This is a genomic window from Mitsuaria sp. CC2 (genome assembly GCF_048957715.1).
Taxonomy (GTDB): Bacteria; Pseudomonadota; Gammaproteobacteria; order Burkholderiales; family Burkholderiaceae_C; genus Roseateles.
In genome coordinates this window covers 1-13,028 of record NZ_JARVXN010000025.1, presented here as the reverse complement: position 1 = coordinate 13,028, position 13,028 = coordinate 1, and the positions used below count along the sequence as shown (strand labels likewise).

Genomic DNA, 13,028 nt, shown 5'->3' with positions numbered 1-13,028 from the left:
CGGAACCAACGAACCCGCCAGGGTTCGTATATGCGATTACCCCCGGGGGCCGTTAGCTCAGTTGGTTAGAGCAGAGGACTCATAATCCTTTGGTCACAGGTTCAAGTCCTGTACGGCCTACCAAAATTCTCATATGACGACTGCCGTCGCGGCGACTTTGATTGCCTGGGTTTTGGCGATCTTCGTCAAAACGCTACCCTCTCCTTAGTCCTTTCCAGGAGCTTGGAGCCCGAGATTGGCCTGCGATGCGGTCTGCATCACCTTGGCGGACAAATCCGCTCCTGTCACGTCCTCATAACGGGCTGGGATGCGCTCTTTCAATCGGAACAGCCGCTTGTTGGCTGTGCGAGTGAGCTGGTGGTAGGTGGTGGCCTGGACACGCCCGCGCACCACGTCATCCTCCTTGATCACCTTCTCCGCCGCCGTCTTGGCTGCAATTTCGTGCCCTACGACGAAGGCCCGGAACATCGGCGTCCCCTCAAGGGCACCGCTTTCAAGAAAGTCCTGGATGTAGCCGTCGGCCTGCGTCATCTCATCGCGGCCGATCGCCGAGCGCCCCTTCTTCAACTCGATGATCAGCACGCTTTGTATGCGAGTGAGCGTTGAGTCCGTCTGGTCAAATCCTTCGGTCCCCACGATAGAGCAGGTCGAGTCCTTAAGCACGAGGATGTCCGGGCGCTTCTTCGCGTTGGCGAACGCCTCTGCTGAAAGCTTCTTGCCGAACACCTTCGCTGCCGCAGTCTTCAGGCTGACGTTGGAGGCGTATTCGCTGCTGTCGAACTCCGGGCCGAAAAGCCATCGCGCCTGAGTCACTAGCGGATGCAGCGTGTGCAATTCGTCGGCCGATTCATCGCCAGAGAGTTTTTCGATTGCCGCGATCACCGTCAGGCGCTGATCGATCTCGTCGAGCACCGATAGCGCGTCCTTCACTGTCCATTCGCTCAGTAGCCGGTCAAGCCCCTCGATGTCCGACTCGTCGAGCTTCGTGAGCTTGTCGAGCAACGCGGCGCCGCCGCGGGCCTTCTCGATGGTTATCAGCGCCTGCACCGCGGCCGACAGCACGTCCTGCGAGACGGTCGGCGTGGCCTTCACCAGATCGCGTGCGAAGCTGGCGACCTCGGCTCGTCCCAGGGGCGAGAGCTCCTTGAAGTCCTCGCGATTCTTGACCAGGGCCTCTTCGGAGCTCTCCTCCACCAGCGTCGCAGAGAGCTGCGCGAAGACCTTCTTGGCATAGTCGCGGGCGGCCTCAAAAAGGGCATCGACCTTCTTGCCGCTCTTGAAACGGACCCAGTCCTGCTCGACCTCAGGCAGCCAACCGTCGTCGGCCTTGATGACGATCGAGAAGCGCTTGGCGAAGCGCGCGCGGCCATCGATCACAGCCTCCGAGCCGACCACCCAGCTCGGCACGCCGACCAAGCGCCCATTCACCCAGAAGGCGATGCCTTGGTAGAGGGTGTATTTGGCCGTCCGCGTCGTGTCGACGACGAAGGCCTCGGCCGGCGGGCAGCCGGGGATCTGCAAGTCCTGCTTCTCGATGAGCCCAGTTTGGTCGGCCAGCGCAACCGACACCCCATTGACCCGGACGACAAACTGGGGATCGTGGACGAAGCGCCCCGCCAAGATCTCGCGGATGGCGTCGGCGTCGGGCAAGTGCCGCTGGACGATGACGGAGAGCTTGGTCCCGTGTCCCTTGCGTATGGAGGAGCCCTCCTTCTCGATCTTGAAGGGGTTCTCCTCGCTCTGGGTGCCGATGTCGAAGCTCGCGCCCTTGTCTTCGCGCCAAGTCTCCACCGAATACTGGTCGGCGAAGCACAGCAGCCCGTGGCGGCCGACGCCGTTGCGCCCATAGGCCTTGCGCCGCCAGCCTTGGCGCTCCGGCGGGAACTCGACCAAGGCGCTTTGGTGCTTGAGGCGGTTGTAGCCCAGTTTCATCCAACGGGCTTTGAACTGGCCGGCATTCATGCCGTGCCCATCGTCCTCAACCGTCAGCGCCAGCTCATTGGTCGGAGGGATCGTCAAATCCACAAGGGATGCGCCGGCGTCCCAAGCGTTGGCCACGAGCTCAGTGAGCGCGACCTCGGGATCTTGGGCGATGCGCCCGAGTGTGCGGACGAGGTAGTTCTCCTCGAACAGCGATCCGGTCGAATCATCCGCCTTTGGTTTTGTCTTTGGCCTAGCCATCGTCTCCCCTTTTCTCGTTTGGACTTCGGCCTCAGTGCCCGAAGATGTCTCGCACACGTTCGAAGGGCAGGCCAGTCTCCGCGGCCCGGCGCGCCTTTCGGGTGATCACGTGGTCGAGCGGCAGCTCCCGATCGAGAGTCTCGAACAAGTCGAGGCCGTCCATGCAGATGACGCGCTTGGCCTTGCCGAATGCGACCAGGCCATTGAGTGTGAAACCGCTGTTGCTGATGAACAAGCCTCGCGCCCATGCCGCCTTCTGCTCGACCTTGCCTTGGAAGGCGTGCAGGTCAGCCGCCGGAGTCTGCGCCGAGTGCCACTTGGCCTCGACCAAGTAGGTCTCGCCCTGCAACTGGAAGCTCCCGTCGATCTGCTCGCCGCGCAGGCGGAACGGCTCCCGGGCTTGCAGGCCGAACGTGTTGAAGGCATTGGTGAGCCAGGCCTCGAACGCATAGCCCCGCGGCTGCGGCTCCAAAACCGAGAGCTCGATGAGCTTCTGCTTTAAGAGGATGATCTTCGGCCGATCAAACGCGAGCTTGGGCGGCTCGCCCTGCGGGGCCGCCTGGTTGGGCTTGCACTGCATACGATTGAGCAGCGAGAGGAAGCGTCCCTCGGCGTTGTCGACCCACTCCTCGCGACGGCTGTCCTTGCGCGTGGACTCGCGGTAGTCCCAGAGGGCTTTGAGCGGCTTGATCGAGGTGGCCAAGTCCACCTTGTTCAGGTAGCAGCGCAGCCGTTTGGCCTTCGAGGTGCCTTGCTCCCGATAGGCGGGATCGTCGATGTCGACGTTGAGCTCGTCGGCGAAGAACGAAGACATCGTCCGATCCGAGAAGTCGAGCACGTAGCCGCCGCCCATGTCGAACAAGTCGTCGACAAGCTTAAGATCGAGGGATCGAATATTGGGCATTGGCTCTCCGGCTAGAACTCGTCCACCGTGCTGCGCTTGGGCGGCGGCACGAACTCTTCAAACGCCCACCCGTCCTCGGTTCGCACGCCTCGAACAAACCCCTCGTCATCCACCAACGATTGGAGGTGGCTCAGCATTTGGCTCGCTGTCGCCAGCGCTGGAACGATGATCTTGGCCATGTCCTGCGCCTCAGTCGTCAAAGGCCCGGTTCTTGAACTTCAGGGCCAGGGTGTTTTCAAGGACAGCCCTCTGGGTGGACTCTTCAAAGCCGCCAGAAGACTCAGCCTGGATTTCGATAGTGACAGTGACCTTCACCCCGGGCTTGGACGTGAAGAGCATCAGCACATCCTCAGCGACATCTGAAAAATGAAGCTTGGCCTTGACGGGGTCGAGCTCGACAGAGCCGAAGAACGTCTTCTTCTTGGAAGCCGGCGGCTTTGGTGGCGGAGGGGTTCCACCGCCATCGCTGCCTTGCGATTCACCGCCATCTTCGGACGAGCCGCCAGCACCACCACCGCCGGAGCCTTCTGATGTCTGCTTGTCCTTGATTTCCCCTTTTGCCTTGGCGTCGCGTTCCGCCTTTTCCTGCGCGAGCTTCGCTGAGAAGTCGGCCGCCGCCTTGGGTTCAATCAACAGCAGGGCTTCATCGAAGATGGTGGTGGTGGCCTCATCGAAATGGAATCCCTTGTAGCGGCCTTCCTCCTGGCCATACGCAATGCCGAAAAAGTCCCGAGCGTTAACGCCGACATTGATCGCCGCCCGCATCGTGTGCTCTTCCTTGAGTCGTGGCAGATAGAGATAGCAGCACGTCTTTTGCCAGACATCGAGAGCCGAGATAGCCTGCGCGTCGTCTTTCCAGAACCATGCGCGCAGCATTTTCTCCAAGTGGACAGGCGCCCACTCGGTGATCAGCAGCTCATGCTCCTTCAAGACCTTCTGGATCTCTTCGGTGCGGTTCACCGCTGCGGGGCTGAGCAGGTGGTGGTCCCACTGAATTTCGCCGATGCCTGTCCCGGGAGACACTTCTTGGGACGGCGCGAGCAGCCACTTGTAGGTCTCGCGAATCATGCGGCCGATCGCTTCCGCAGCAACGTCGTGGCTGTTTGAAGCGAGCTTGCTTTGGTGCACGTCGAGATTGAGACGGCCCTCCTTCACATCGTCCACGATGGACTTCCAGGCCAGGACCGAAGTGATCTGGTCTTTCAAACGAGAAATCGAGTCGGCGTCCGACGCCAAGAAAATCAAGCGGTTCTGCCGCTGTCGAAGCTGCTCGCCCCGATGCTTCACGATCGCTTGGGCCGCCTCGATCGCGGTCGACTGCCCCGAGCGGCTGAATGATGCCTCCGGCGGCAGGACAACCAAACGCAGTTGATGGTCGTCCGGCACATCGGCTGATGGCGTGAAGATGTGGACGCCGCCGAAGTCACCCGGAGCGAAGCGCAGCTTGTCCTTGATGAATGGGTAGACGTCCTCGCGCAGGTCGTAGCGGCGCTTGCGCTCCTCCATCTCGCGACGCAGGTTTGGCCGGGTGTCGAACCAATAGCGATTGTTCGCGCTGTTGATGTATTGCAGACGGTCCACTAGGGCCCGCACGCCGTCCTTGTAGTGGCCTAACACTTGGCCAGGCTGCGCGCAGCCCAGCAGAAGGCGGCCCAGCTCCAAACCTCGATGGTGCTTGGAGCCACCCACGATGCCCGCGTCCGGCGCCGACCCGAGGAAGATCGAGCGCGCGATGCGGCGGCATGCGTGGATCGAGCCGAACAGTGGTTTGGCGTTGTCGAGCTCGGTTGTCGCCGCTCGCTCGCCATCGATGTCGCGCTCAAGGACCGGATCCCACCCCTGTTGGAGGTAGTTGATGGCCTCGTTTCGAGTATCGGAATCGAACAGCGGCAGCGAGCCCGGCTGGATCATCAGGTCGTTATTGCCCGAGGTCCAGAGCCGATGGATCACTTTTGCCATGAACTTCAAGACGCCGCGCGTGCGCTGGAAGTTGTCGAGGGATGACCAGTCGTCGTAGAGGCGGTCGAACACCTCGGGATGGATTGGATAGGCGTGCCGCAGCCGCTCAAGATAGGCGGCTTCCAACGTCTCGGCGGGAAAATCGCCCGAGTTGGCGGCGTAGAAATCAGCATAGGCTCGGCAGATATCGTCTGCAGCGAGCCGATCGTTCACATCCGCGAAGAGCCGTCTGCGCACGATCTCGAAAGCCTCTTCGGTGGCGACAGGCTTCCATAGTGCTTGGACGCGGCCGAAGTAGTGCTCCAACGCCTTCAGGGCCTTCACGCCCTGTTGGCTTCCCGCCTCGCGATCTGAGAACGGCAAAGAGGCCAACAGGATCGCGTTGGGCACGGCCTTCATCGCCTCGGTCAGCGACTGGATGAAAGAAATCTGGGTGTCATAGGTGCCGCCCGAGAGCACCTTCCCTTCCTCGAATTGCGAGACATGGCGGACCAACTCGTCCATGAGCACAATGCAAGGCGCTGCGCTCGACAGGATGTCGGCCAGAATGCCTTTGCCAGGCGCCGTCCCGTCGGCGTCGGCTTCTTTGAGCTTGGCGAATGCCTCCGCGCCCCCCAGCTGCCAGGCCAATTCGCCCCAGATGGTCTTGACCGTCGTCGAGCCGTACACGCGTGGCTTGCTCGCCAGGTCTAACAGCTCCACGCCATCGAGCACGGCGACCTTTGCCTTGGGCATTTCGACGATGCCGGCATCGGTCAGGATCTTGCTCACGCCTTGGAGCTTCGATGTCGCCTTCTTGCCCTGGGCCAAGTGGTAGACCGCAAGCAGGGTGTGGGTCTTGCCGCCACCGAATGCCGTTTGAAGTTGCACCACGGGATCACCGCCAAGGCCGGCCAGCCGCTTGACCACTGAGTCGAGCAGCAGGCGCATGCCTTCGGTGATGTAGGTCCGCTGGAAGAACAGCTCCGCATCCTGATATTCAGGCGTGGCCGTCCCTTGGTGGACCTTGGAGATGTCCGCGGCGAACTCCGCCTGCTGGAAGGTGCCTTTGAGGACATCCTCATGCGGAATGGCGAGCTCGCGCCACGGCTTCAGCTTCATACGTTCTCTCCCTTGATGCTTTCGATGTCTCGTTGCGTGCCGAAGTGGCCGACCTCATGGGAAGCGGATTCGATGCCCGTCCAAGAAGTCCCCAGTTCGTTGTATGCGCGGGCCTCATCGGTCCATCCATTGCGCTCGCACAGCGTGTAAAGGCGGTAGGCCAAGGGCCGGATGTGTTCGGCCAACGCAGGCATCCCCGCCAACAGAGCGCCCGCAGCCGACTCTCCTTCGGCTTGCAACGCGCGGATCATTTGGTGGAGCGCTTCCCACACAGGCGTGTTGTTGTCGTTCTCCGGCGACCAATCGGCTGGGTATTCGCTTGGCTTCAAGAGACGCACGATCCCCGAGCCGGACTCGATCACGCCAGCGCGCGCCACGCCATCCACGCTTGTGCCCTTCGCGCGCGCCAAGACATCCGCCTGGCCGAAGTCGCCTTGGGCCCAACCCTTTTCGTCGAACCAAGCAAGACAGAACTGCGTGTCGGCATCGAGGCCGTCGGCGCCCTCGGTCAACATCTTGTTGATGAGGGTCAGCGCCGTGTGGACCGACATGGGCCGGCCGTCAGCCTCAAGCACCGCGGCATATTTGGAGAAGATCGCCATGCCAGGGCCAATGACGGCCTGCGCCAAGTCGACCGGAGCAACGGGCGAGACGCCTTCGCCGCCGCCTATCATCACATCCAACGCCTCCGACATCTGCTCTTTGAGCTCGCGCAGGAACTCGCGACGGGACACGGTGGCGGCGCTCTCGTCCCGCTTGCGGCAGACGAGCACGATCGACGAGGCCAGCGCGTTCGCGCCGATGGCGATGCCGCGGCTGCTGCGCTCGGTTCGGACAGGCCAAGTTCCCGTGATCACGAACTCGGACTGGATGACCGATTCCAAGAAGCTTTCCCAGCCTGAGGAGGCCGTGCCTGTCGCGCCAGTCTTGCTCTGCTTGAACGCGTAGTAGATCGTGATCGGCACCGATTCGTTGGACTTGCCATGGATCTGCCGCAGCGCGAGCGTCATGCCATCGGTGAAGTGGCGCATCGCGTCGTTGATGTCCGCGTAGAGGCTGTGCGAGGCCACCAGCTCATCCTTTTTGGGCGTCTGCCGCGTCGCGAACACATCCGGGAACACTTGGCGCAGGCACAGCCGCATCCAGATATAGAAGAAGTCCGACAGGTTCGAATACGGCACGTTGTCGTAATACGGCGGGTCCGTCGAGACCACCGTCAACGCATCGGTCGGTATGGTGGCCTTCGCCGCGTCAAGCTGCATGGCATGCCCAGGCGCATAGGCGGGAAGCAAGTCGATGACCCGGGCGATCCAGCCCAACGCGCTGGTCCAAGTCCCGCCGCCATCGGTCAGAGGGTTGATCTCCGTGTAATCCCAAACGATGGGCATCGCGTGCTTGGTGAAGGCGTGCGCGACAAACTCGCCGCCCGACTCCCAGGCGGTCAATGTGTTCCAGTAATCCGCCGCCCGGCCGATTGCGCAGGTCAGATACACCGACACCGCCTCGGCATAGGCCGTGGCGCCTGAGCCGCCTTGATCGAGGGTCAGGCCATCGTTCGGCATGCCCGCCTTAGCCGCGTCGGCTCTGATGACCTCACGAGACTCGACGACCAGCGCAGCGAAAGTGGAAAGCGCGTGCTGTTGCCGCAGATTGAAGAGGCTCTCGAATGTCGTCATGCCATACACAACGACATTGGTGCAGCTCTTCCAGTGGAGGATCTCGGCGTCCGGCGCGCTGGGAGACAACGCGGAAAAGTCGGGCGCATCGATCTCGCTGGCTGCCACATAGGCCTTGCCCTGCGGCGTCTCGACCACCGCGGCCATGAGGCGGTGGCCAAGCCGTCCGGCCTGACCCTCGGCCTGGATGTATGGAAGCGGGACCACGGATTCGGTGAAGATGCAGAAGCCGCCACGACCTCCGACGGTGCTGGCAAGCTTCGGCTCTCCGCCCTCTTCCAACACGAATTCGTAGCTGCGCCTGTCATCGGAGACCTTCGGAACGACGTGGAGCCTGCGGCCCTCCTTCGAGGAAAGCTGGAAAGACTTCGAAAGCGGAATATGCGCGCCGCCCGCGGCAGGGTTCGGACTGGCGACGGTGCGGCACCAGAGCCAGGTCAGCACCGTGCCCTTACCCCCGCCCAATCGCTTGGGCAGCGTGATCTGCGCATACTGCTCAGACAACCGCTCTGCCGCGCGCTGGCCGACCCAAGTGCCGTAGCGCCGCAGATCCTCGGCCAGGCCTCGAGCGCCCTCCCAGTGCTCGTCAATGCGCTCTTGCAAGGCTGACAGCGATTTCGGGCCAACGGGAGGGCAGTCTTTGAAGCGAGGCGGAATTTCGAGCATCGCTTTGTTCAGGACGACCGGCACCGGATTGAGGTCGGTGGCGTAGCTCTCGAAGCCCAGGCGCTGTGCTTCCAATGGCAACGATCCGCCGCCCGCGAACGGGTCGTGGAACACGGGCAGCCGTTCCGGATCGAACCCCGGCAAGCCGGCATTGAGCTCGCAAGTCTCCCGCCAGGACTTCTTGATCTCTTCGCGAGCTCGGTTTAACACCTCTTGGTTGTCTGTGTTCTCCCACTTCACCAAGTCTCGAATGATGTTGAACAGGCGTTCGCGCTCGATCTTCGCCCGATCCTTGTTCACGCCGCGACCCAAGTGGCGCTCGTAGCCAGGGTCGTTGACCATCTGCGCAAAGAGAATCGCCCGAGCCGCCGCCAAAGGGCGCCGCGCAAACCACATATGGAGCGTGGAGGGATGGCCGTGCCGGATCGACTTCTCTTTCGACGATGCCGCGTTGATGTCATCGAGCGGCAGGGCCACCTCGATGAGCTTCTTTGGCGTCCTGATGACGTTCATTTAGCGTCCTTCTTTTCTTTGGTTTTTGTCTCGCGAGGCGGACGCTTGGGCGTGGCAGCGGCCAGCGCCTTGGCTTTCTTCTTCAAAACTTCGGCGTGAATAACACGCTCCACGATGTCGATCGCAGTGTTCACATCATCCACGGCGGGCTGATGCCCCCGGTGCATGGCGGCTGATCCGGCATCAAAGGCTGCGTCGATCAGCTCACGCTCCTCCTGGGTCAACCGCTTTGCCGTGACAAGCCCATTCATGCCGGCGGCGAAGTTGCCAGGATCATTTCCGAGCATGCGCGCCACTGCCAGGTCGATCACCGCGCGTGCGCCCATCATGGCCAGCCTGCGGCTGTCGGCGTGCAGCGCGGTGTAGATCTCTTCGAACAACTGGATGTAGTCGTTGAGCTCAGGATGTTGGGTCAACCAGGCTGGCTTTTGACGTGACACACGAGGAGGGAAGTAATCGGTGTCGCTTTGCCCCCAGGGATCGTCCTCCGAGCACCAATTGACCCGTGTCATCGACGCCTCTTCGCAGCCACAGCATTGAAGAAGCTGCCAAGTGGTTCCCCAGTCGACTGAATATCGATCGCTCTCCGACGAGCGTCGGCGGTCTGCCGTCCCGATGATGGAATGCTGCGTCTCGCCGCCACAACGATTGCAGTGCGAAAGCGTTTGTGGCCGGGCCGCGACCCTAGGCTTCGTGCTCACAACGATTCCTTGGCAGTGGTCGCGCGGCTGAAGAGCGAATCCAAATCAAGATTGATGCTGGTGACAGCCCAATCAGGCTCTTGGGTGAACGCGCCGCGAACATATCGAGGTTCCTCGTTTGCTTCGCCATCAACGACAACCACGGAGAGGATGAACTTGTCGCCCTGATTGAAGGCGGTCAAGATTTCGTTCTTCGTCACGGTGATGGTGGACTGCCCCTTAGCTCGGCCCTTGACCTCGATGTGGCGGGCTTGCGGCAGCCTGCCGTCCTTGGCCGGCACCACAGCCGTGAGATCCCAACCGCACTTTTCGGCCGAGACATCGATGACCTCGTGCCCCATGGCCTCCTCGGCCTTGCGAACAGCCTCCATGGCCACGCGCTCAACGCGCGCGCGGGCGTCGGCGTCCGCGGTCCAAGTCAGGCCCTGAGGCTCGCCGTTGCGCTGGGCCAGCAGGCCCACCGGAATGATCAATGCGCCGCCGACCACCACGGGGATGGCCGAGACGACGTTGCGCATGGCTTCCAACTCCTTGGTGCGCGTCTCCAAGCGGGCCGAGAGCTCGTCGATGGTCCGGCGGACGTTCTCCAAGGTCAGGCGCACGTCCTTGCCTGCCGCCAAGTCGGTCTTGAACTTGTCGTGCCGGTCCGACCAGTAGTCGATCTCCTTCACCAGGCGCTCGCGGATGGCAGCCAAGTTCTTGTCGACCTGGCTTTCGCGGCGGAAGCGGACCTCTTCGAAGTGCTCAGGGACGAGCTTCTCCGAGGCATGCGCCATAGCCGCCTGCTCCAAGTCCTTCTTGATCCAATCGGCTTGCACCTGGTCGGCAACCATCTTCAACTGGGTTTCGTCGAGCGCGGTCAGATCCAGGTGAGGCGCCCAGCCGGCGTTCTCGACAACGCCCGCCTTGTCGATGGTCACGAATTGCAGGCGGCGGGAGACCACAGCGCCGGACTCGCCACCTTCCTTGACGGAGTGGTCGAGCATCAGCAGGAGCTTGGGCTCGACGCCTTCGTCGTTTGGGGCCAGCAGCACGGCGCCTTGTTTGAGTTTGGCGCGGTGCTGCTCGATCGCGATATCGACCACCGACTGCATGAGCGGGTGGGCGGGGTGGATCAGGCTGGCTTGCGGCTCGGTGGGTTTGTCCTCGACGCGGATGTTTCCCTTCTCGAAGCACACGCGCTCATATTTGGAGACCACGGGCGTCATGCTGCGGCGTTCACGGCCTTGGAGCTGTCGATCGCGCTCGCGGATGAGAGCCGGAACATGAGTGATCTCGAAGCGGCCGGATCCACGCGGCTTCAAGTCGCCGCCGAGCTGGGCGAAGGCCTGCGCGAAGAACGAGCGGATGAAGTAAGGCTGGAGCTTTCGGGCTTCGGCCTTCTCCATCTCCTCTTTGAGGGCGAAGAGCCGCCCCGCGCTCATGACCTCGTTAGCCAGAGCGTTGCGGTTGATGATCTCGCGGAGCTTCTCGGTGTCGAGCGCCCCTTCGACGACTTCTTGAAGATGACGCCTGCGCGCAGGGTCTTCGCCATAGCGGATGGCCTCGATCAGCAGTTCACGCAGGCTCACGCCATCGAAGACCTCGCCAAGGATGTCGAACACCCGACCGCCCAAGGCAACGCGCTCGATTTCGAGCTTGTCGAAGAGCTTCTTGAAAACATCGCCTTCTCGGGTCTCCGCTGTGACCATGTTCCAAAGATGGCAAACCTGAGTCTGGCCGATGCGGTGGATGCGGCCGAAGCGCTGCTCCAAGCGGTTCGGGTTCCACGGCAGGTCGTAATTGACCATCAGGTTGGCGTTTTGCAGGTTCACGCCTTCGCCGGCCGCATCGGTCGCGAGCAAAACGCGAGTGTCCCGGTCGTTGCGGAAGAGCTCCTGCACCTTGCGGCGCTCCTCGCGGTGGACGCCGCCGTGGATCATGGTCACGGCCTCGCGCTTGCCCAGCAGCCCGCGGATGCGGTCGGCCAGGTAGTTCAGCGTGTCGCGATGCTCAGTGAAGATGATGAGCTTGCGCTGCAGCCCATCCGGCCCCTTCATCTCGGGCGTGTTTTGAAGGATCTCGCGCAGCTCTTCCCACTTGCGGTCTTGGCCTCCATCGCGCAGCGACTTGGCCCGCTTCTCCAACTGCTCCAGCGTGAAGACTTCGGCTTCGAGTTGTTCGATCGTTTGAGCGGCGGTTGCTTGGTCCACCACCTCCTCTTCGAACACTTCGTAGGCTTCCGGAGTCAGATCGTCCTCTGAATCCCAGATGTCCTCGGACGCATCGGCGAAGATTTCGGAGGCTGCGATGTGCTCGCCTCGCTGACGAAGCTTTTCCTCCTCGATGCGGCGTTGCAACTTCTCGCGGCGGCGTTTCAATGAACGGTAAATCGCCTCGGGGCTCGACGCGAGCCGACGCTGCAAGGCAGTCAAGGCGAAGCCGACCGTGCCCTTGCGCTTGCCTTCCAGGGCATCGGCCCGGTTCATCTCCTCCTTCACGTAGGAAGTGACGGCGTCATAAAGGGCGCGCTCGGCATCCGAGAGTTTGTAGTTGGCCGTGTAAGCCAGGCGCTCGGGAAAGAGCCGCGTGCCGTCGAACTTCAAAAGCTCTTCCTTGACCATCCGGCGCATTAGGTCGGACACGTCAACCTTGTTCGCGCCGCCACGGAACTTTCCGTAGAAGCGGTCCGAGTCCAGCAGCGAGAGGAAAAGCTGGAAGTCTTCTTCCTTGCCGTTGTGCGGCGTGGCCGTCATCAGCAGGAAGTGGCGGGCGACCGAACCCAGAATCTGACCCAGCTTGAAGCGTTTGGTCTCGTTGACCTTGGAGCCAAACCAGGTTGCCGAGAGCTTGTGGGCTTCGTCGACCACCACCAGGTCGAAGCGGCTGAGCTTGATCTTCTCTTGGAGCTCCTCGCTGCGCGAGAGCTGGTCGAGCCGGGCCACCAGCAGGTCATGATCCTCGAAGGGGTTGCCCGTGCGGCTCTGGTCCACCAGCTCGCGGGTGAACAGCGTGAAGGAGAGGCCGAATTTCTCGTAGAGCTCGTCCTGCCACTGCTCCACCAGGCTGCCGGGTGAAACGATCAGGATCCGCGCCGCGTCGGCTCGCATGAGCAGCTCGCGGATCAGCAGGCCCGCCATGATCGTCTTGCCCGCGCCAGGGTCGTCCGCCAGCACGAAGCGCAGCGGCTGCCTGGGCAGCATCGATTCGTAGACAGCGGTGATCTGGTGCGGCAGCGGCTCGACGTTGGAGGTGTGCACCGCCATCATCGGGTCGAACAGGTGGGCCAAGTTGATGCGGATGGCCTCGGCGGCGAGCTTGAAGCCCTCCCCGTCCGCGTCGAAGCTC

7 protein-coding genes and 1 tRNA gene are annotated in these 13,028 nt (G+C 62.1%); 1 reads left to right on the top strand and 7 read right to left on the bottom strand.

What is annotated here, in order from left to right:
• Window positions 1-46: 46 nt before the first annotated feature.
• Window positions 47-123, top strand: a tRNA-Ile gene (locus tag PV762_RS17590).
• Window positions 124-204: 81 nt separating this feature from the next.
• Here PV762_RS17590 and PV762_RS17585 read toward each other — a convergent pair.
• The 7 genes from PV762_RS17585 to PV762_RS17555 form a co-directional block, all read right to left on the bottom strand.
• Window positions 205-2,181: an ATP-binding protein gene (locus PV762_RS17585; protein ID WP_421036299.1), complete on the bottom strand. Its 1,977-nt coding sequence runs from the start codon at window positions 2,179-2,181 to the stop codon at window positions 205-207.
• Between the two features lie 31 nt (window positions 2,182-2,212).
• Window positions 2,213-3,085 (bottom strand): restriction endonuclease, encoded by an 873-nt coding sequence (locus tag PV762_RS17580; protein WP_421036297.1) that lies wholly within the window; start codon window positions 3,083-3,085, stop codon window positions 2,213-2,215.
• 11 nt (window positions 3,086-3,096) lie between these two features.
• Window positions 3,097-3,264 (bottom strand): hypothetical protein, encoded by a 168-nt coding sequence (locus PV762_RS17575; RefSeq protein ID WP_421036296.1) that lies wholly within the window; start codon window positions 3,262-3,264, stop codon window positions 3,097-3,099.
• Window positions 3,265-3,274: 10 nt separating this feature from the next.
• The gene (locus PV762_RS17570; protein WP_421036295.1) at window positions 3,275-6,145 is read right to left on the bottom strand and encodes an ATP-binding protein; all 2,871 of its coding nucleotides are present in this window, start codon (window positions 6,143-6,145) and stop codon (window positions 3,275-3,277) included.
• On the bottom strand, window positions 6,142-9,000 hold the full coding sequence (locus tag PV762_RS17565) for a DUF1156 domain-containing protein (RefSeq protein WP_421036294.1): 2,859 nt from the start codon (window positions 8,998-9,000) through the stop codon (window positions 6,142-6,144). The genes PV762_RS17570 and PV762_RS17565 overlap by 4 nt, the downstream gene beginning before the upstream one ends.
• The gene (locus PV762_RS17560; protein WP_421036293.1) at window positions 8,997-9,512 is read right to left on the bottom strand and encodes a DUF4145 domain-containing protein; all 516 of its coding nucleotides are present in this window, start codon (window positions 9,510-9,512) and stop codon (window positions 8,997-8,999) included. The genes PV762_RS17565 and PV762_RS17560 overlap by 4 nt, the downstream gene beginning before the upstream one ends.
• Window positions 9,513-9,697: 185 nt before the next feature.
• On the bottom strand, window positions 9,698-13,028 hold a 3,331-nt coding region (locus tag PV762_RS17555), incomplete at its 5' end, for a helicase-related protein (RefSeq protein WP_421036292.1).